Here is a 20,558-nt window from a genome sequence, read left to right as displayed (position 1 = left end):
GTTACTTCTTCTCTTTCACGATGTAGTTGAAATGACGGTTCATCAGCCACCTGACGCCGATCAGGTCATAGATACCGGCAAGGGCCCGGTCCAGGGTGCCGTATTTGGACTCACCTGCGCCGCGCTCTCGATGGTTGACCTTCACTTCCCTGATGCGCGCACCATGCATCTTCATGAGAATGGGGAAATAGCGATGCATGTTCCTGAACCGGGGCAGGCTGCGCAGGAGATCGGTCTGCATGACCTTCAGCGAACAGCCTGTATCGTGCACACCGTCGTCCATGATGGAATCTCGGATCTTGTTGGCAATCTTCGAGGAAATACGCTTGATGAAGGTGTCCTTGCGCTTGGTGCGCCAGCCTATGACCATCTCGCAATCAATGCCGAAGACGTCCAGCATGCCCGGGATGTCGGCCGGATCATTTTGCAGGTCGGAATCCATGGTGACGACGATACCGGAATTAACGGCATCGAATCCAGCGCAAAAGGCGGCGGATTGTCCCCGGTTCTCGGCAAAGGCCACATAGCGGACCTCGGGATATTCATCGGCGAGCGCGCGTATGATGGAAAGACTGTTATCCGTGCTGCAATCGTCCACGAAAACCGCCTCCCACGGTCGCCCCGTGGAGTCGGCCGCAGCCCTGATCTCGGAAAACAGGGTCTGCAGGTTATCCTGTTCGTTGAAAACCGGCAGCACCACTGAAAATTTGTCTGTGTTGCTCATATGGGAGGTGATGTACGGAATTCAGAGCCGATTGTAAACTTTTTGCTGCGCTTTTCCGCGCCGAGCACGGACTGCCGCCAGCCGGACAATCTTTTTTCAATTTTCAAAAAATAAGTGGTTGACAAAAACCCGTCCCCCACATAGAACCTCTTTCTCACGTGTCGCGGGGTGGAGCAGTACGGTAGCTCGTCGGGCTCATAACCCGAAGGTCGCAGGTTCAAATCCTGTCCCCGCTACCAAAGAAATCAGCCGGTTACATCATATTGATGTAGCCGGTTTTTCGTATGGCAAACCAGATGCCGACATCCATTCCGGCTCCTACCCCATTTCTCAACCATCCACCCTCTCTGCACCAGCCCCACGAACTTGGAGGAACTGTGGCCAGAAAACGGACACACTCTAATTATATTTTTTAATTAGGTTGGTTATCAAATAAGTATGTGCGCTATTTGACGATTCTTCTTCTTTCTGGCAATACTTCAATCGATATATAACTTTCACCCCCTTTAACCTGATTGACATGGTCTGAGCTTATTTCAGTGTATCACCTGTAAATCAATTAGTAAGAGGCCATTACATGAACATTATTAAAAAATTCTCTCCGATTATTGTTGCCGTTCTCATGGCGCTCATCCCGACACCTGAAGGACTCACTCCCGAGGGATGGTATTTCCTCAGCATTTTCGTGGGCGTTGTTGTCGGCCTCATCATCGAACCAGTCCCGGCCGCATTGGTCGGCCTGGCAGGGGTCACCCTGGTTGCGGTCCTCGGCCTGGTGGACCCCAGTGCAACGGCAAGCCGCAACTGGATGCTGTCTGGTTTCTCCAACGGCGTTATCTGGCTCATCTTCGCGGCCTTCATGTTCGCGCTCGGCTACCAGAAAACAGGGCTTGGAAAACGCATCAGCCTCCACCTGATCCGATTCCTCGGCAAAAGCACCCTCGGTCTCGGCTACGCCATCGCCTTTTCGGACGCAGTCCTGGCCCCGTTCATGCCTTCCAACACCGCTCGCAGCGCGGGTACGATCTACCCCATCGCCAGCAACATTCCCCCCATGTTCAACTCCACACCGGATAATGAACCGCGCAAAATGGGTGCCTACCTGCACTGGGTGGGCATCGCCGCCACCTGTGTGACCAGCTCCATGTTCCTGACCGCCCTTGCACCGAACCTGTTGGCCGTGGACATGATCCAAAAGTCCTCAGACATCGTCATCACCTGGGGCCAATGGGCCAAGATAATGCTCCCGGCCATGCTGCCGCTCTTCCTGCTGACCCCCTGGCTGGCCTATGTCATCTATCCTCCGACCCAAAAGCATTCTCCTGAAGCTCCTGCCTGGGCCAAAGAAGAGCTAAATAAAATGGGCAAGACCTCCATCAAGGAACTGATGATGCTCGGCTACGCCATCATGGCCTTGATCTTCTGGATATTCGGCAAGGAGCTTGGAGTAAACAGCACCGTTGCCGCCGTCTTCGTGCTCTCGCTCATGATATTGACCAACATCATCACCTGGGAAGATGTCATCACCAACAAGGGTGCCTGGAACGTGCTCGTCTGGTTCGCCACCCTGGTGGCCATGGCAAGCGGCCTGAAGAAAACCGGTGTTCTCGCCTGGATCGGCGACATGATCGCCAACAACCTTGTGGGCATGTCGCCCTCGACCGTTGTCATCATGCTGGTAATCCTCTTCTTCGTGCTTCACTACTTCTTTGCCAGCACCACGGCGCATACAACGGCATTGCTGCCGCTGTTCATGGCCACAGCAGCCCCGCTGCTTCCCCCCGAGATGCTGCCGAAACTCGCCCTGATGCTCGCAGGTTCCCTCGGCCTCATGGGTATCATCACTCCGTATGCCACCGGCCCCTCACCCATCTGGTACGGAGCCGGTTTCATCAGCCAGGCACGCTGGTGGGCGCTGGGAGCCGTCTTCGGAGGTCTTTATCTTGCGGCCATGATCGCAGTGACCGTTTTTTACGTCTAACAGACTCCGAGACCACAGAATCGCAACCGGCCGCATCGTTTGATGTGGCCGGTTTTGTATTGCCATCAGTCAGTATCCGCCAGGGCCAGATTCCACCAAAAAAGGCGAACCATGGTGGTCCGCCTTTCCTATACTGAGTTCAGGTGTAGGCTAAAGATAATGCGGCGATTCCACCAACTGCTGGATAGTGTCGTTGATGGGGTCGTATATATCGACCAGCGAGCAGGTGACCATATCGACATCCGGCAAAACCGGGGCAACGCCGAGCAGACTTGAACCGCAAGAAGAAGCTTCTGTACCGACAAACGCCGCACCGCCGCTCATATGATGATCGGAAAAAATCTCTGCACAACACAGTGTTTCGGAAGCGATGTGCCCATGGCTATCCGTATGCACAGGCTCAAGCGCTGAGGAAGAGTCCTCAATAACGCTCGCCGGGCCATGGAAAAGATTGCCGGGTGAAACCTGCTCGTCCAGGAACTCTTCCATCTCGGAGCCGTCTCCTGGTGTACCGGCCGCCGTCTCGACTGCCATTGCACTCTCGTTGAATGCGAATAGATAAATGTTCCCCGGGACTTCTTCTCCGCCGTGCAACTCGAAAACGGGAAGCGCGTCTTCCTGTGCCATGGTCAGATAGTCCTTGAGAACAACACTCCCCCCATTCTCTCCAGTGAGGACAAGGTCAGTTCCGTCACAGGAAAAAAGCACTTCGGAAACAAAAAAAGAGAATTTCACCGAAACGTCAGATGACATCCGGTATTCGGTAACACCACCTTCCTCGGGAAGGGACACCTGCATCACACTCTGAGATTGAGTATTTTCCGCCACAAGAGCCTCCTGATCATAAAAAGGTCAACATTTTCAAAATGGTGCCATTATTGAGCACTCCATAACACACCCTGTGATTTATGTCAAAAACATTAATATCTCTTAAGGTTGTGCTGTGGAAAACACAATGCCACATAGAGACGACTCCCCTTGCCTGACACTTCCGCAGGAACCGGCATTCCCCGTGCCGTTTTGCGAACCATTCATTCCGCAATTTCCGTTGAAAACGTCGGCAATTAGTCAACACTTCACAACATTGCAATATCCCGGCCATTACCGACGTCACCATTCCCCAAGGCTCAGTCAGGAGAGTCTCTCCGCCCGGCGGACAGGCACCAGATTGGATCGGACGAGCATGCGGCCGAGGCTTGCACCCCCGCCTTTTTTATGGCTCTATCTCCACACCATGACCATATTCAACGATAACGCCATAGGCGCACTGGAATTCACCGTCACCTGGCAACAGGACGATGCCATCCACGAGGAGCAATACCTGGGCCGCAAGTTCAACCCGGTACACGACGTATTTCCGCAGGGAATGCGTGAAGCCCTGGAAGGCAAAAGAGCCGAAGAATCCGTAACCATATCCTACGAACCGCGCATGTGCATCCCTCGGCACAGGGAAAACCTGGTCCAGACCATGGACCTTGACCGGCTCCGGCCAAAAACCCTCAAAGGCGACCCCATCATCCCGCGAGTGGGCCGTTTCTACCCCCAGGGCCACATCAGCGGACTGCTCAACATCTACCCGGACACCCTGACCCCGTTCCGGCTGACCGAACTGGATGAACACACGTTCACCTCGGACCGCAACCACCCTCTGGCGAACATACCGGTCACCATCAGCGCAAGAATCCAGTACATGGAGGATCGGAGCACCGGCACCTACGGCTCCCTGACCCACTGGCGCGAAAGGATATGCGATTGGGGACCGGGCATGCAGGCCCGTCTGGATGACGAGCCGACGGATTTCTTTCATCCCGCCTTCTTTGACCGGAAATGCCGCCTTGATGAAAATTTCCTGCCGCCGGCACCTGATGCGGCCGCCCGGCGGAACATCGACCAAACCCTTGCCCGATTCATCGAAAAAGGCAGTCGGGTACTGGATTTCTCCGTGGGCACCGAACGGCCCGCCGGACAATACGATGCCGCCGTGTGCACCTGCTCCGTGGAATACATGGACCGTCCCGTGGACATACTGCGGTTCGTGGCCCACTACCTGCCCCCCGGAGCACCGATGCTGCTTGCCTTTACCAGCGCCTATGATCCCGCCCGCGCCATCCGGGGCTGGCAGGAACTGCATGAATTCGAACGCATGGGGCTGGTGCTGGAATATCTGCGCATGGCAGGGATGGGTCAGGACCTGGGCACGGTATCCATACGCAATGATTGGCGGGACAGGGATGACCCCTGCTTTCTCGCGGCCAAAGGAATCAGCGATCCGGTGTATATCGTCTACGGCCGCAAACCCGAATAGAAAACCCCGGAGGGCAGCCCTCCGGGGTTTTCATACACATATCATCCCGACAATCTAGTCGTCGAGCTGGATGTCCTTCCCTTCCAATACGCGGTTCATGTTGCGCACCGCGCACATCTTGCCGCACATGGTGCAGGAATCGGCGTGTTCGGGCTTGGAGCGCTCGCGGTATTCCAGCGGCCGGACCGGGTCCATGGCCAGCTTGAACATGGCGTCCCAATCCAGAGCGGCGCGGGCCTTGGACATCTTGTCGTCCCAGTCGCATGCTCCGGGGTACCCCTTGGCTATATCAGCGGCATGAGCCGCTATGCGGGTGGCTATGATGCCCTCCTTCATATCCTCCATGTTGGGCAGGCACAGGTGCTCGGCAGGGGTGACGTAGCACAGGAAATCCGCACCGGACATCCCTGCAATGGCTCCGCCGATGGCCGCAGTGATATGGTCGTAACCGGGGGCCACGTCCGTGACCAGCGGTCCGAGAACGTAAAACGGTGCACCGTGGCACAACCGCTTTTCCATCATCATGTTGCCCGCGATCTCGTTCATGGCCATGTGGCCCGGACCTTCGATCATGACCTGGACATTGCGCGCCCAGGCCCGTTTGGTCAGCTCGCCCAAGGTGATCAATTCCTCCACCTGACAGGCATCCGTGGCGTCGTGAAGGCATCCGGGACGGCAGGCGTCACCCAGGCTCAGAGTCACGTCGTACTCCTCGCAGATGTCCAGCAGACGGTCAAAATGCTCGTAAAAAGGGTTCTCTGCCTTGTTGATCTCCATCCAGGTGAAGAGCAGGGAGCCGCCGCGCGAAACGATATTGGTCAGCCTGCCGCCCTGCTTGACCTTTTCAGCGGTGTGCCTGTTCAAGCCTGCGTGGATGGTCAGGAAATCAACGCCGTCCTCCACATGCCGCTCCACGACATCAAAGAACTCGTCCACGGTGATATCCTGGAGGTTCTTGTCATAAAAACCCACGGCATCGTAGATGGGCACCGTGCCGATCATGGCCGAAGACATCTTCACCAGCCTTGTGCGAAATTCCTGAGTCTTGCCGTAACAGGAAAGATCCATTATCGCCTCGGCCTTCAAATCAAGGGCGGCCTGCACCTTGGCAAGCTCCGGCTCCACGTCGGAACAATCCTTGGATATGCCCAGGTTGACGTTGATCTTGATGCGCATCCCCTCGCCGACGGCCTCGGCGTCGAGATTGGTGTGGTTCTTGTTGGCCGGGATGATGACCGTGCCCCTGGCCATACGCTCCATGAGGTCTTCGACCCGGATGTTCTCCTTGCGGGCAACGGTCTGCATCTGCGGGGTGACGATACCCTTGCGGGCTGCGTCCATCTGTGTAGTGTATTCCATTGTTACTCCTTCGCGGCTTCCATTTCCTTTCGGAGCGCGGTTATTTTTGCTGCAATATCTTCTTCACCCACAATCTCGGTGACCAGGGCCACGCACTTTGCGCCGCGCCGGACCACCTCGCCGATGTTGTGTTCCTTGATGCCGCCGATGGCCACGAACGGAATGTCCAGGTTGGCGACGACATATTCCATATATTCGAACCCGACCGGATCAACGACGTCTTCCTTGGTAAACGTTTTGAAGATCGGGCCCACGCCGATGTAATCCGCCCCGCGCCGAACCGCGTCCTGCGCCTCTGCGGGACTGTGCGTGGACAGGCCGATGGCCATGTCCTCGCCCACAAGCTGGCGCACATACTCGATGGGCAGATCCTCCTGCCCGATGTGAACGCCGTCCGCATGCACCAGAATGGCAATATCAATATCGTCATTGACAATGAACGCGGCACCGGCATCGCGGGTCATGGCACGCAGCTCCCGGCACTCTTCAAACTTGGCGCCCATCTTCTTTTCCTTTTCCCGGTACTGGACAAGCCTGACGCCGCTCTCCAGCATGGTCCGCACCACCTCGATGTTGGACCGCCCCAGGGAGAACTTCTCGCCGGTCAGGCAATAGATGTCCGTATCCAGGATATTCTGCCGGGTGATTGGCCGCGTCATCATTTGTCTCCTTGGTTTTCAAACTGTGCCAGGCAATGGCTGAGCACCGCATCCGCCTGCTTGGCGGCGACAACGCCCACCTTTGGGGACAGGGGCGGGGTGAGCAGGGTGCATTCGGTCTCCCCGTCGCCGATGACATAGAAATTCTCCCGCATCTTTCGGGAAACCACCGCGTCACTGTCGCCACAGCCGCCGATGCCGGAAGCGGACACGACCAGCTTGCCCGTAGGAAGCAGCGTCTCTACCAACATCTTCTTTGCCTCTGGGGAATCAAACGCCTCAACCACCGCGTCGCAATCGGCGAAAAGCCTGCCCATCCGCGCGGCGTCGGCTTTTTCAACATGCAGGTCGATCTCCAGGTCGGGGTTCACCGCCCGCATGTTCTCGGCCAGGGCATCCACCTTGAATTCACCCACCTGGGCCTCGAAAAAGGCCTGACGGTTGAGATTGGAAAAATCCACCCGATCATGATCCACCAGCACGAACCGCTTGAATCCGCAGCGCACCAGATGCATGGCGCAGTTGGAGCCAAGGCCTCCGGCACCGCCGATGCCCACCTTCATCTTCTGCAGGAAAGTGAGACGCTCCCGGCCCAGATAGGCCGCCATGCCATTCTCGACGCGGTTCATACGCCCTCTCCGTTCACATCCACGATAGGCTCCCAGTCCTTGAAAACCGGCTGATATCCCCGGCGCCGCAGGGCTTCGCACATCTCATCCACATCGCGGGAATCGCTGATCTCGAACTGCCCCACTTCTTCGGCGTCATTACTGTGCCCGCCCACGGCAGTGGACACACCCGCCGACATCCTGGTCACGCCCAGCGGAAGGAGGTTCTCGCGAAACTCAGCATTCTCGCGGGTGGAAATGGTGATGCCCAGACGGGGCAGGAACAGACGCAGGGCGAGCATGAACTGCACCATATCGCGGTCTCCCACGATGGTGGCCGGCTGATACTCTCCGGCATGGGGACGCATGCGCGGCAAGGATACGGCAATATCCACTTCCGGGTATTTGTGCATCAGGTAGGCCGCGTGCAAGCCGGTCAGCAAGGCGTCCCGGTGCCAGTCTCCCAGGCCGAGGAGTGCGCCGATGTTGACCACCCGCATTCCGGCCCTGCAGCCACGCTCCGGCGCATCCAATCGAAAACGAAAATCGCGTTTGGGCCCCTTGGGGTGCAATTCCGCGTACAATTCCTCATCATAGGTCTCCTGGAACATGGTCAGACCGTCCACACCGGCACGCACCATTTGCGCGTACTCTTCCTCGGTCATGGCGTACACCTCGATGGAGACGGAAGGGAAATACTTCCGCAACACCTTGGTGCAGGCCTCCAGGTAGTCCCCACCCGCCTTGGCCGGAGCTTCGCCGGTCAGAATCAGCAGGCTCTTGAGCCCTGTAGCGGCAATGGCCCGCCCTTCGGCATCGACCTCCTCAAGGGTAAGCATGGAGCGATTGATTTTATTGTTGGAATTGAATCCGCAGTAGACGCAGTGGTTGGTACAAAAGCTGGACAGGTAGAGCGGCGTGAACAGGCTTATCGTCCGACCGAAATGCTGGGCCGTCAACCTGCTTGCCTTGCGGGCCATATCTTCAAGCAAAGGCAAGGCCGCCGGACTCATGAAGGCCAGAAAGTCATCGAACGTGGGTGTGGTCCTGTTCAACGCACGGCGCACGTCCGCTTCGGTGACCGCAGCCAGACGAGTGCCGGACAGGGTCTCCATATGTTTTGCTAAAAGCGGATAAAAGCTCATGGGTTACAATCCCCCCAGAAATCCGGTCAACGGCGAGGAGGCGTCAGCGTGCCGTTTTGTCGCGCCCGGCCCGGCAAGAAACGCCTCGCGTCCGGCCTTGACGGCCCGGCCAAACGCCTTGGCCATCAGGACCGGATCATTGGCCGTGGCAATGGCCGTATTGACCAGACAGGCATCAGCCCCCATCTCCATGGCCTCGCAGGCCTCGGAGGGTCTGCCGATACCCGCATCCACGATGACAGGCAGGTCGATCTCTTCAATGAGAATACGGATCATTTCCCGCGTCATCAGCCCGCGGTTGGTCCCGATGGGCGCACCCAGCGGCATGACTGCAGCGGCTCCGGCGTTGACGAGATCCTTGGCCACATAGAGGTCCGCATTGATATACGGCAAGACCACGAAACCTTCCTTTGCCAGGATTTCCGTGGCCTTGGCTGTCCCATAGCCATCCGGCAACAGGTACCTGTTGTCCGAAATGACCTCGATCTTGATCCAGTCGCCACACCCCATGGCCCGAGCCAGACGGGCGATGCGCACGGCTTCGTCAGCCGTCCGCGCACCCGAGGTGTTGGGCAGGAGCTGCATGTGCTTGGGAATGAAGTCCATGACATTACCTGTGGAAGACTCCAGGTCCACCCGACGCAAGGCCACGGTGATCACTTCGGAACCGGAAGCCTCGCAGACATCCGGTATGACCCCATCGTCGCTATATTTCCCGGTGCCGGTAAAAAGACGGCTGGTCAGTTTCCGGCCGCCGATCTCGAATATATCGTTCGTCATTGTATCTCCTAACCTCCGCCTACGAAGCGGAGTACTTCCAAATGGTCGCCGTCGTTCAGGGCCGTGGTGCCGAAATCGCTGCCCGGGACGATATGCCCGTTCAACTCCGCCACAACGACCTCAGGCGAAATCCCCCTGCCCTCAAGCAACGAAAGGAGCGTTGCCGCCCCGGCCAGTTCCACTTCACCGCCGTTGAGTATGACAATCATGGGTTCTCCTATGCACATGCAAAAAAAAAGCTCACCCGAAAGGGCAAGCATAGTCTGATGAATATAAATCCATAAACAGCTTCCCTACGTCGGCATTGTCCGCATCAGGTTCAAAGGGATTGGATATCGGTATCCATCTCAGCCTCTCTAAGGCACCCCTAGCTAGGAATTGAACGTATGCCACATTTTTCGGCTTGTAAAGAAAATCTCAAAACCTAAAGTCTTGCCGGGATGCGGTCGATAAGAACACCGTGACGTAAATTAAACCGGGGGATGTCACCCATGTTTTCAACATTGTTCAAGGTAACCGGATTCAAACGTGCACTCGACCTGTTCGAAAGTGGGCAGTTCGAGGAAGGCAAAGCGGTGCTCAAAAGCCTTCAGGATGAATTCCTAGCCATCTGCGACGAGAACGAGGCCCTCAAAGGGCAACTTTCAGAGGTTGCGGAAGTACTTGATCTTGCGGAAAAAGTTAAATTTGACGGCCAAAAATACTGGCTCACGGACGACGGACAGCGCAAGGGGCCGTTCTGTCAGGTCTGCTACGACCGCGACGGCCTCCTGGTCCACCTCCATGAACATGAAAACCACTGGGAATGCCAGAGCTGCCAGGGGTTGTACATGATACCCCGCAAGGCCGAGGCCAACCGGAAGGAAAAACCGTATCTCCGCACAGCCCTGAAAAAAACCATCCCTCTTTTCCTGGAACAGGAATTGGGTTGATCGAGATCAGCACGCAAAAAAGCCCTCACCCGAACAATCCGGGCGAGGGCTTTTTTGCGTGGTTGAAACTACATGAATTTTGTGCCGAACAGGGTCGCTTTCCGAACCCAGAGTTCCAGCATCTTCTCATCATCGAACTTGATTACGCCGTAAGCCAGGTTCTCCATGTCCATACCGGGAAGATAGATCAACACGACCAGCTTCTTGGTCACCCGCTTGTGATCCTTCCACAGGGTTTCGGCAAAATCCTTGAGCGCATCCCTGCCGGGCAGTTTGGAGGTGGAAAGAAACACCTTGAGCGTTATCCAGTTCTCGCCGAACTGCCGGGCCTCGGACTTTTCCACCAACCGATACTGATAGCCGTGGGCCGTCTGATTCGGCGTGGGATCAGGCCGCTTGCCCTTGGCAAAGGCGGACCGGTCTATGACCATTGTCTGCTGTTTTGGAACTGTCGCCACGACCGCTGACGGAGGTGCCGGAACAGGCTCGGAAACGACCGTTTCCGGTGTTGCGGGCATTGGCGCAACGGGCTCTGGGGCGGATGTCGCGGCCTCGGGCCGAACAGCTTCGCTCTTTATGGCTTCCATCGTGACCACCTCCGGGGCGGGCACGGGAACTGGAACGGAAACCGGCTTGACAACGGGCGCAGGACTCGTTGCCTTGTCGATCAGACTTTGCAGGGCATATCCCATGGAACTGCTTTCCGATCGAATCATGTCGTTGGCCGAAAACACCGCATACCAGCCATTTCGCAACAGACCGATCTGGACAATTTCGTTCGGCTTGAGCGTTCTGACCAGCGGCGAACTGGAGGTCCGGCTCTGACGAACATTGACCTTGGCCGTCAGAACCACGCGCAACATCTCTGAAGAAACAGGATCGGGCGCAGCAACTGCGGCACCACTGACCTGACCCGAGCCGCTCGGGACTTCCGCCACTTCCTGAACAGACGATTCCGTACCGGTTGCCAGTCCGGCCTTGGCCTTGGACTCTTCGGTGGCTGGCTGAAAATACTTGGCAGCGCAATACCCCATGGCATTCATCTGGGACCGAATGGTAGCATCAGGAGCAAACACCATTGTCCAGTCATCCTCGGGAAAGTCTATGAGCACATGCTCCATGCCATGGAGAGAGCCGACCTTGTTCCCCTTGACGCTGGGTTTGGAACGCACGTTGAGCGTCCGGGGAGTGTACACAAGCTCGCCCCAAACTACCGGCTCGTACCGACCGCGCGTCTTCTTGAGATACTTGGCATTGGAAAAACCCACGGCAGCGGCTTCACTGCTATCGGTTTCGCCAGGCTCATATATTGCCACCCAACCGTCTTTTTCATGGGCGATTCTGACTTTCTGTCCCGGATACAGGCTGCCTATCCAGGCCGCCTTGGGCGAACGGCTTGCCCTCAGATTGAGCGGTCTGTCGGGATACGCAATCTCGCCAAAGGCGAAAGCCGCGGACGCGACCAACAGCAGACAGGCGGCAACAAGGGTTGTCATTAGAATTTTATGCATATATTCACCCGCCTACTGCATGGAATCCAGTTCATTGATGACCCTATCGGTAATATCCACGGAGCTGTCCACATATCCGATGATCTCAGGATCAGTCAGGATCAGGGTGAACCCCATTTCCTGGGCAATAGCCTTGAGGGTGGAATCCGCCCGCTGCATGACGAACTGAATGAGCCGCCGTTCCTCGCTCTGAATTTCCAGGTTGCTGTTCTCCACCAACCGCTCGTAGTCCCGTACAGCCGCGCGCAAGCCGCTTTCCCGGCTCTGCTGCTCGGTCACTGACAGGGCCTTTTCCTTGAGACTTTCCTGCAACTTTTCAACCAGGCTCAGGGACTCGCGCACGCGTCGGTCCTTTTCCTTGCCGAGGCGGGACAGGTCTTCCTGGGCGATGCGTCCCATCTTCGATTCATTGATGATCCGCTGCGGATTGACGAATCCGACTTTGGACGACTGCGCCGATGCCGTGGCTGCACAGAGGGTGCATATCGCGACAAATGACAAAAGGACATGAACATGCTTCATAAAAATGACTGCCTTATTATCTTTAAGAATGGGGCAATGTAGCGACAACGCCGCCCCTTGTCGACCCATTACAGGGATGAAAGCGGATCCAGGTCGAGACTGGTGCGCACCATTTTCGAATTGCTGTTGGCCCTGTCCAGAAAGGAATAGAGAGTCCGCACCTTGCCCCAATCGTTCGACTTGACCAGACAGTTGAAACGCTTTCTGCCCCGCAGCATGGACAGCGGAGCCGGGGCCGGTCCGAGCACATCCACACCGATGGCCTTGGCCTGCTCCCGGAGGATATCCCCAAGCCTGCTCAGGACGGTCGGCCCCTCCTTGAACTCAACGGGAAAACTGATGCGTATGAGCGCAAGCCGGGAGAACGGCGGATACCGGAACAAGTTACGCCGTGACACTTCGCGTTCGAAGAATCCGGCATAGTTTGCGGCCAGGATATCCTTCCATACGGGGTGGCCCGGATTACGCGTCTGGATCAGCACCCGGCCCGGATCCTTGCCGCGTCCGGCGCGCCCTGCGACCTGCACCAGCAATTGAAAGGTTCGCTCCGAAGAACGGTAATCCGGCAGATTGAGACCGAGATCACCGTCAGCCACTACTACCAGAGTCACACCAGGGAAATGATGTCCCTTGGAGATCATTTGCGTTCCCACGAGAACCTGGGCTTCCCCCCGACCGAATGCGCCAAGGATTTCTTCCAGCCGCTCCTGCCGTCGGGTGGCGTCACGGTCCAAACGCAACACCTTGGTTCCTTCTGGGAGCTGCTCCTTGAGCACTTCCTCCAATTGTTCGGTGCCTTCGCCCATGGGAATGAAATTCGAACCACCGCAATTACGGCACAGGAGCGGATAGGAATAGGTCAGGCCGCAATAGTGGCAAACCAGCCGTTCCCGCCCCTTGTGGTAGGTCATACCCACCTCGCATTCGGGACAGCGCACGGTCTGGGCGCAGTCCAGGCAGTACATGAGCGGCGCATACCCGCGCCGATTGAGCATGACAATGACCTGCTCCCCGGCATCGACGGCATCGTGCATGGCGGCCTTGACCTTCGGGGAAAGCAGTTGGTTCGCATTGCTCAGACCGGAAATATCCACCAGTTCCACCTCGGGCAACCGGCTCTCTCCCACCCGGTTCTTCAACGTGGATACGGCGATGGCCCCCTGGCTGGCAGCATGGAATGTCTTGACGTCCGGCGTGGCCGAACCGAGCAGGAGCAACCCCTTGCCCCGGTCCATCCTGAACCAGGCGACCTCCTTTGCATGGTAGGCCAGCCGGTCTTCCTGCTTGAAGGATTCGTCGTGCTCCTCGTCCATGACCACCATGCCCAGCCCCGGCATGGGCAGAAACACGGCGGATCGGGTGCCGACCACGATGACCGGATTCTGCTCGCGGGCCAGTTCCCTGAACGCGGCTTCCCGCTTCTTGGGACTCTGGTAGCCATGATAAAAAATGGTGCGAACCTGCGGGAAGCGGCCGGCCACGGTCCTGTACAACTGGCAGGCAAGGGCCACCTCAGGGGCAAGCAATAGGACCGACTTCCCTTGTTCCAGGCACTTTTCAGCCATTTCCAAATAAAGAACGGTCTTGCCGGAACCGGTCACACCGTGCACCAGATGCGCTCCCCCTCCGTCATTCAACGTAACCGTCATGTCGACAAGAGCGGCCTGCTGCTCGTCTGTCAGGGCAAATTCACGGCCCTGAATCTCAGCGTCCGGCTTCGGTCCCTCGTCTATTTCGGCCAGTTGATCGGCGGTCAATTCACCAGTGCGGACAATACCCGCTCCTTCAAGCTTGGCGGCCACATCAGCAGTCCAATCCCCCAACCCGTGCCGCAAGGAAAACAAGCTTTGCGGACCGTTTTCCAAAAGATATTCCAGAAGCTGGAGTTGCCGTTTGGCATTGGGTCTGACCGCCCAGGGCGGATCGGATTCAAGGGAAACAAAGCGTTCCTCGGCTTCCTTGCGAGCATTGAAGACCACCCGCATGCGGCCGTCCAGCCACAGCTTCATAAGCTCGACTTTGTCATCAGGATGTGCCCGGACCAAATCCGCCGGGCGCATGGATGCCGGAAAATTCCGCTCGGAAAGATGCTTGTCCACCTTGAAGGTAACCGCAGCGGTACGAAGACCACGAGGCAGAGTTGTTTCAAGGATACGGCCCACATTGACCATCTGACGGGACGCAAGATTCACGGCCATGTCCACGAAGTCGTCAGAAAGCAGCGGTGTGCGTTCCAGTGGCCAGATCATTTCCTTGATTTCGATTCCCATGGGAACCTCGGCGGCAGGTCCGACAACGATACCGGCCCGATGGGATTTTCCAAACGGAATGATGACCCGCTGACCGGGGCTGAGGTCGGGAAAATGCGAAGGCCGCGCGTATGTCCACGCCTCATACGGTGGACTCACGAGCGTTACCTGCCAGAGATCGGCCATGTCGCCAACTACCTGACCAGGGGATAGCGAAAGGAATCCCGCAGGAACTGAAAAGGCATGGACGGTTCCGCACACGGCCTCACGGCAAACAGATCGCGCTCATACAGTTCGGGCTTGTTTGCGCCGTTCAGCCTGACCCACTCCACTGCGGCCTCAAGCCTTTCATCACCCGCAAGCACAACCACACGTTGAGGAACACGGTATCCCGCAAACGTCTTGTAATCGAGAAATTCCACCGTGATCATCCCGCTTTCCGAGGCATAGCGCACCAGCAGCGGCGCAAAATCCTCATTATTGAGATACACGGCAGGCCTGGTGTCATCGCCTGGTTCCACGCCGAGCATGAAACACGGGATGTCGCCGCAGAAGCCGAAGTTGCCCGTGGTCTCGTCCACGCCCCAGGACTTCCAGGAATCCAGCGGGGCTGGCGGCATCCAGACAAACAACGGAGACGATGCAAACCCCTCGACAGTGCAGGAACCGACCACAGTGCCGCCGCGCCCTATGGCCATGGCCGAATCTCCGGCCTGCCACTCCTGCCGCCATTTGCCTCCGGCATACCAAACCTTGACCGACACTTCCGGATAGTCGGGAAAGGTCATCTTGGCTTCCCAGGAAGTCAGGGGACCGAAGTTCTTGCGAAGCCCCCCTGCCAATTCTTCGCCGTCAGGCGTAAAGGCAGAGGCGGGCAACGCCGTAAGGCACAATAGGAGAATGAGATACAGTGTCTTCATTTTTCTTTGTTACTCAAACGCCTGTGGATTTGCGGACTGACAAAGGCGCAACCGCACGCGTTGTTCAGGATTATTCCGAACAAGGCAGCAGTTCATGCAAACGCTTGACAAGATCGTCATGAAGCTCTTCATCATGCAAGGCAAAATAAATATTGGCCGTAAGGTATTCAACCCAGTCACCGGCATCAAAACGCTGACCGCCCAGCTTCACTGCAATGAGCTTGTCCTGATCAGCCAGTCCCTGAAGCGCGTCGGTAAGTTGGATTTCGCCACCGACGCCCGCCTTTTGACCTTCAAGAATATCAAAAATTTCAGGCAACAGGACGTAACGACCGATGATGGCAAGGTTGGACGGAGCGGCTTCTGCGGACGGTTTCTCCACCAGGTTGGTCACACGGTACATGTGATTGCCAAGGCGTTCTCCACCTATCACACCGTATTTACTGACCTTCTCTTCAGGAACCTCAATGACGCCCACAACGGCCTTGCCGGTCGCCTGGGCAGCCTTGATCAACTCGCCGATGCCGGTATTCTTGCCGAACATGAGGTCATCGCCAAGCATGACCGCAAACGCTTCGTTCTTGCAGATCTCGCGGGCAGTGAGCACTGCGTGGCCCAGGCCGAGTTGTTCCTTTTGTCGGACGCCGATGACGTTGACCAGATTGGCCACCCGGCGGACTTCCTCAAGCAGTTTGGTCTTTCCGGCCCGTTCAAGAAGCTGCTCCAGCAAAAAGTTACGGTCGAAATGATCCTCGATGATCGTCTTGTTCTGGTTGGTCACGAAAACCACATCCGTCAGACCGGCGTCAATGCCTTCCTCAACGATATACTGCACGATAGGCTTGCGAAAAATGGGCAGCATTTCCTTGGGAACATTCTTGGTGGCCGGGAGTGAACGTGTACCCCATCCAGCAACGGGTATGACGACCTTCTTGATATCCATAGAATCCTCCATTTAAGAAATGATATTATTTCAAATAATTTTCACAAGACTGGACAATCTCGTCCGTATACATGTCGACCTTGTCGGCATCGGGGCCTTCCACCATGACCCGGCAGACCGCTTCGGTGCCGGAATATCTCAACAACACCCTGCCCTTGCCCTTGAGTGCGTCTTCGACCTTGCGCACGGCCGCCTGGACCTCGGGAACCTGGTCAAAGGGAATTTTCCGTTTCACGTGGACATTCTTGAGAACCTGGGGAAACGGCTCCAAAAGCCCTGCCAATTCGGACAAAGGCCGTTCCTTTTCGCGCATGATGCGGAGTAGCTGGAGCGCGGCAAGCAATCCGTCGCCCGTGGTGGAATGTTCCATGAAGATGAGATGCCCCGACTGCTCGCCGCCGAGCATGGCCCCTTCCCGCCGCATGGCCTCCACTACATACCGGTCGCCGACGTCAGTCCGCAGCAATGTCCCGCCGTTGTCCTTCATGAACAATTCCAGGGCCATGTTGCTCATGACCGTGGATACCAGCATGTTACCCGGCAAGGCGCCCTTCTCCATCAGTTCCAAAGCGCACAAAGCCATGATCTGATCGCCGTCCAGGATACGCCCGTTCTCGTCGCAGACAATGAGCCTGTCGGCGTCGCCGTCCAGGGCAATACCCATATCCGCCCGCTCTTCCATGACCATTCTGGAAATGACTTCGGGATAGAGCGAACCGCACTTCTGGTTGATATTCAAGCCGTCAGGGGTCACGCCGACCCGGATGACCTTCGCACCCAATTCTTCCAGTACAACAGGAGCAACACCGTAGGCCGCGCCATGGGCGCAATCGAGCACGATCTTGCAACCGTCCAAGGTGAGATTGGGAGAAAAACTGTTCTTGAGATACACGATATACCGACCATGGGCGTCGGTTATGCGATGAGCACGCCCGACATCCTCGGCAGGAGGATAATCCCATTGGGTGTCGTTGTTCAGAACCAGTTCGCTGATCTCGTCCTCCACCTCGTCGGGCAACTTGAATCCGTTGTGATCAAAGAACTTGATGCCGTTATCCATAAACGGATTGTGAGACGCGGAAATAACCACACCCAAATCAGCGCGCATGTTCCGCGTCAGGAAGGATATGGCCGGGGTAGGCATGGGACCGACCAGAAATACATCCATGCCATTGGCGCACAGCCCACTTGTCAGAGCGGTCTCGAACACGTACCCGGACAACCGGGTATCCTTGCCTATAACCACACGGTGATGCCGTTTGCCGTTGCGAAAATACTGACCGGCGGCCAGGCCCAGCCTGAGCGCGATCTCCGGGGTCATGGGAAATATATTGCCCTGACCGCGCAAGCCGTCGGTTCCGAATAGCCTCTGCTTCATGGATTGCTCCGAAACGCCGCCGTTAAGGCGGTCTAACCTTTCTTAAGAGTGGTCGTCACTGTTTCCGGGTTCCGTTTTTCCAAACGGCAACCGTCAGGAAGAGTGACATCGTAATCCAGTTCGAAAGTGCCCGGAGCCATGGTTGTGCCGAATGTCAGAGAGGCTCCGATCGCCTTGCGATACTCATCGTCATGGAACAGGAAAACCGGTCCCTCGATCAACAGACGCACGTACTGCTGAGAGACCGTGGCCTTGTAGCCCCCGGGTTCATGAAACTCAAGAGGAACCTTGACCCAAATCTGGCGGGTCTTGGGAGTGAAGAAGGCCTCGACCCGCACTTGGCCGGGTGAAGCTTCAATCTTTGCGGGCAACTCCAGGGCCACGTCCTCGGCCCACGACTTGGGCACGTCTTCAGGAAAATCCTCATTGAGGACCACCCTGGCGGAGGTAATCTTCCTGAGCATGGTCTCCGGCCCCCGAATGACTACCAAGTCGGGTACGGCAAGGACTTCCTGCAATTTGTAGTCGGCATTGAGATTACCGGCCCAGGCAGCCTCCACATGGATTTCCTTGGAAATACGCCTGTCCACCTTCAATTTCAATCTGTTGGGTTTGACCTCGATGATTTCATAGGTCGAAGACAGGGGAATCTTGGATGTCTCTATGTCCACCACCCGCTCGCCGATCTTGAGATCACTGACGTTCACCGGGTAGGTCAAATTCTGGGAAGAAAGGTTGCCGACCAACCCCTTGGGACCACGCAGGCGGACCTGGATCTTGTCCACCAGACCGTCCTCGATGATAAGGCCTTCCGGCGGATTGGTCATGACGAGCGGCATGTCCACCCAGGTCTCAACCACCTCCCGGCCGGTCACCAGAAACCAGGTAAACACGGCCAATGCGATGGAAAGAATGACAGTTTGCCAGTTCTTCATATCAACGTCCCAATGCGTTCTTGAGCACGCGGCGCAAACGGGTTTCATCCAAACTGGTAGTCAATCGCCCGTTCATGGCAACCGAGACCTCGCCGCGCTCCTCGGATACCACTATGGTCACAGCGTCCGAGCCTTCGGAGATACCGAGAGCCGCCCTGTGACGGGTACCGTACATGGGTTGCCCCCTGAGCTTGCTGGACAGCGGCAAAATGCACGCGGCAGCCACTATGCGGTCACGCCGGATAATGATCGCCCCGTCATGCAGAGGCGTTTCTGTGACGAAAATGGTCTCAATGAGTTCGGTATTCACCTTGGCGTCCAACTCGATACCGCGTTCCACGATATCGCCAAGCGGCATGTTCTTCTCCATGACGATGATGGCTCCGGTGGAAGAATGAGACATGCTCATGACCGCCTTGGTCAATTGGTCCAAGGTATCGTCCCGCATCTGGGACTTGGTCCAGAACCGCCTGGTACCCACGGAGGCCAAAGCCTTGCGGATATCGGTCTTGAACAGGATGATCACCACCAAAAAGATGGACGTCAGAAATTCGCCGAGCAGGGCGTTAAGCGTATACAGGTTGAATATATCGGAAAAATAATAGATTATCAGCACTATGACCATGCCATAGAGAACTGCGGCAGCGCGTGTGCCGCGAACAAGCACGATAAGATTGTAATACAGGAAAGCTACCAGCCCGATATCGAGCAGCACTCTCCAGGTAATCTGTATTCCGAAAAGCTCAAACATAATATTTAACTACGCTAATTCCCGAGCTATGGTCAACGCCTGGCGCGCAAATTCGACTTCGTGTACACGATGAACGGCAACGCCCTTGGCTGCCATCAATGACGTGGCTGCCTGAGTTGCGTTCTGCCTCTGGTCGACCTTAAGTCCCAACAGCCCTTGCCACAAGGATTTATTGGACAATCCCAAATATAAGGGAAAACCCAGCGACTTGAAACGCTCCACTTCCCTGAGGATAGCCAGGTTATGCTCCAGCGTCTTGCCGAACCCGATGCCCGGATCGAGAACGACACGATCCATGGGCAACCCCACCTTGTCAAGCCGTGCCAGGCGCTCTTCGAAAAAGGCCATGATCTCGTCTATGATATCCGTATACTCCGGTTGATCCTGCATGGCCTCCGGCTTCCCCTGGGAATGCATGAGCACGTAACCGGGTTTGTACCGGGCCAGGACATCCAACAGGGCGGGATCAAACCGGAAGGCGGAAACGTCGTTGACGATATGCGCTCCGGCCTCAAGGGCCTGCGCCGCCACCTCGGCCTTGTAGGTATCAACGGAAATGACCGCATCGAGACCGGCCCCGGCCAACCGGGTTATCACGGGCACGACACGCCGAAGCTCCTCGGCTTCGCTCACGGAATCGGCATACGGCCGGGTGGACTCCCCTCCGACGTCCAGGATATGCGCACCCTGGCGAACCAGTTCGAGACCGTGCTCCACGGCGGACGACACGTCTTCATGCGCGCCTCCGTCATAGAAGGAGTCCGGGGTCACGTTGACGACTCCGGTAATAAAGAAGGGGGCAGGCCCCAAGACCTTGCCCCCTTTAAGTGTCCATGTTGTCTCAATCATCAATAGT

Annotated in this window: 20 protein-coding genes, 1 tRNA gene and 1 riboswitch; of the genes, 4 read left to right on the top strand and 17 right to left on the bottom strand. The window is 56.7% G+C overall.

Features of this window, described 5'->3' with window-relative positions; genetic code table 11:
* Position 1 precedes the first annotated feature (1 nt).
* Positions 2-724 (bottom strand): glycosyltransferase family 2 protein, encoded by a 723-nt coding sequence (locus DWB63_RS05630; protein ID WP_128327840.1) that lies wholly within the window; start codon positions 722-724, stop codon positions 2-4.
* Positions 725-886: 162 nt separating this feature from the next.
* Here DWB63_RS05630 and DWB63_RS05625 point away from each other — a divergent pair.
* Together DWB63_RS05625 and DWB63_RS05620 are read left to right on the top strand one after the other, a co-directional pair.
* Positions 887-963: transfer RNA gene (locus DWB63_RS05625), tRNA-Met, on the top strand.
* A gap of 338 nt (positions 964-1,301) precedes the next feature.
* Positions 1,302-2,705, top strand: a complete 1,404-nt coding sequence (locus tag DWB63_RS05620) for an anion permease (RefSeq protein WP_128327839.1) — start codon at positions 1,302-1,304, stop codon at positions 2,703-2,705.
* Positions 2,706-2,855: 150 nt separating this feature from the next.
* Here the strand turns inward: DWB63_RS05620 and DWB63_RS05615 are convergent, their stop codons facing one another.
* Positions 2,856-3,533 carry a hypothetical protein gene (locus DWB63_RS05615; RefSeq protein WP_128327838.1) on the bottom strand — a complete coding sequence of 226 codons (678 nt, stop codon included), beginning with the start codon at positions 3,531-3,533 and terminating at the stop codon, positions 2,856-2,858.
* A 406-nt stretch (positions 3,534-3,939) separates the two neighbouring features.
* On the opposite strand from DWB63_RS05615, the gene DWB63_RS05610 reads away from it, so the two are divergent.
* Complete coding sequence (locus tag DWB63_RS05610; protein WP_128327837.1) at positions 3,940-5,010, top strand: hypothetical protein; 1,071 nt, start codon at positions 3,940-3,942, stop codon at positions 5,008-5,010.
* A 54-nt stretch (positions 5,011-5,064) separates the two neighbouring features.
* Here DWB63_RS05610 and thiC read toward each other — a convergent pair whose 3' ends face one another.
* Genes thiC through thiS form a run of 6 tightly spaced genes read right to left on the bottom strand, consistent with a single transcriptional unit; the run spans position 5,065 to position 9,770 of the window.
* Positions 5,065-6,369 carry a phosphomethylpyrimidine synthase ThiC gene (gene thiC / locus DWB63_RS05605; protein WP_128327836.1) on the bottom strand — a complete coding sequence of 435 codons (1,305 nt, stop codon included), beginning with the start codon at positions 6,367-6,369 and terminating at the stop codon, positions 5,065-5,067.
* 2 nt (positions 6,370-6,371) lie between these two features.
* Positions 6,372-7,031, bottom strand: a complete 660-nt coding sequence (gene thiE / locus DWB63_RS05600; protein WP_128327835.1) for a thiamine phosphate synthase — start codon at positions 7,029-7,031, stop codon at positions 6,372-6,374.
* The gene (thiF, locus tag DWB63_RS05595; RefSeq protein WP_128327834.1) at positions 7,028-7,657 is read right to left on the bottom strand and encodes a sulfur carrier protein ThiS adenylyltransferase ThiF; all 630 of its coding nucleotides are present in this window, start codon (positions 7,655-7,657) and stop codon (positions 7,028-7,030) included. Before thiF ends, thiE begins: the two co-directional genes overlap by 4 nt.
* On the bottom strand, positions 7,654-8,781 hold the full coding sequence (gene thiH, locus DWB63_RS05590; RefSeq protein WP_128327833.1) for a 2-iminoacetate synthase ThiH: 1,128 nt from the start codon (positions 8,779-8,781) through the stop codon (positions 7,654-7,656). The genes thiF and thiH overlap by 4 nt, the downstream gene beginning before the upstream one ends.
* Positions 8,782-8,784: 3 nt before the next feature.
* A complete protein-coding gene (locus DWB63_RS05585; RefSeq protein WP_128327832.1) occupies positions 8,785-9,561 on the bottom strand; it encodes a thiazole synthase in 777 nt (258 codons plus the stop codon).
* Between the two features lie 8 nt (positions 9,562-9,569).
* Positions 9,570-9,770 (bottom strand): sulfur carrier protein ThiS, encoded by a 201-nt coding sequence (gene thiS / locus DWB63_RS05580; protein WP_128327831.1) that lies wholly within the window; start codon positions 9,768-9,770, stop codon positions 9,570-9,572.
* A 64-nt stretch (positions 9,771-9,834) separates the two neighbouring features.
* Positions 9,835-9,940, bottom strand: a riboswitch (TPP riboswitch).
* Positions 9,941-10,052: 112 nt separating this feature from the next.
* On the opposite strand from thiS, the gene DWB63_RS05575 reads away from it, so the two are divergent.
* Entirely contained in the window at positions 10,053-10,493 is a 441-nt protein-coding gene (locus tag DWB63_RS05575) for a hypothetical protein (protein WP_128327830.1), read from the top strand.
* Between the two features lie 68 nt (positions 10,494-10,561).
* On the opposite strand, the gene DWB63_RS05570 is transcribed toward DWB63_RS05575, so the two are convergent.
* The 9 genes from DWB63_RS05570 to folP form a co-directional block, all read right to left on the bottom strand.
* Positions 10,562-11,989, bottom strand: coding sequence for an SH3 domain-containing protein (locus DWB63_RS05570; RefSeq protein WP_241648645.1), 1,428 nt, complete (start codon positions 11,987-11,989; stop codon positions 10,562-10,564).
* A 27-nt stretch (positions 11,990-12,016) separates the two neighbouring features.
* A complete protein-coding gene (locus DWB63_RS05565) occupies positions 12,017-12,526 on the bottom strand; it encodes an OmpH family outer membrane protein (RefSeq protein WP_128327828.1) in 510 nt (169 codons plus the stop codon).
* 68 nt (positions 12,527-12,594) lie between these two features.
* The gene (gene priA, locus DWB63_RS05560; RefSeq protein WP_347231961.1) at positions 12,595-14,934 is read right to left on the bottom strand and encodes a primosomal protein N'; all 2,340 of its coding nucleotides are present in this window, start codon (positions 14,932-14,934) and stop codon (positions 12,595-12,597) included.
* Between the two features lie 35 nt (positions 14,935-14,969).
* Positions 14,970-15,695, bottom strand: coding sequence for a hypothetical protein (locus DWB63_RS05555; protein ID WP_128327826.1), 726 nt, complete (start codon positions 15,693-15,695; stop codon positions 14,970-14,972).
* 70 nt (positions 15,696-15,765) lie between these two features.
* Positions 15,766-16,638: a UTP--glucose-1-phosphate uridylyltransferase GalU gene (galU, locus tag DWB63_RS05550; protein ID WP_128327825.1), complete on the bottom strand. Its 873-nt coding sequence runs from the start codon at positions 16,636-16,638 to the stop codon at positions 15,766-15,768.
* 25 nt (positions 16,639-16,663) lie between these two features.
* Positions 16,664-18,016, bottom strand: coding sequence for a phosphoglucosamine mutase (glmM, locus tag DWB63_RS05545; protein ID WP_128327824.1), 1,353 nt, complete (start codon positions 18,014-18,016; stop codon positions 16,664-16,666).
* A 32-nt stretch (positions 18,017-18,048) separates the two neighbouring features.
* The gene (locus tag DWB63_RS05540) at positions 18,049-18,951 is read right to left on the bottom strand and encodes a CdaR family protein (RefSeq protein ID WP_128327823.1); all 903 of its coding nucleotides are present in this window, start codon (positions 18,949-18,951) and stop codon (positions 18,049-18,051) included.
* 1 nt (position 18,952) lies between these two features.
* A complete protein-coding gene (gene cdaA, locus DWB63_RS05535) occupies positions 18,953-19,702 on the bottom strand; it encodes a diadenylate cyclase CdaA (protein ID WP_128327822.1) in 750 nt (249 codons plus the stop codon).
* A gap of 9 nt (positions 19,703-19,711) precedes the next feature.
* Positions 19,712-20,551, bottom strand: coding sequence for a dihydropteroate synthase (gene folP, locus DWB63_RS05530; RefSeq protein WP_128327821.1), 840 nt, complete (start codon positions 20,549-20,551; stop codon positions 19,712-19,714).
* Between the last annotated feature and the right edge of the window lie 7 nt (positions 20,552-20,558).

The sequence above is a fragment of the Pseudodesulfovibrio sp. S3 genome, from assembly GCF_004025585.1.
In the GTDB taxonomy this organism is placed as follows: Bacteria; Desulfobacterota; Desulfovibrionia; order Desulfovibrionales; family Desulfovibrionaceae; genus Pseudodesulfovibrio.
This window is presented reverse-complemented; position numbering and strand designations above follow the sequence as displayed.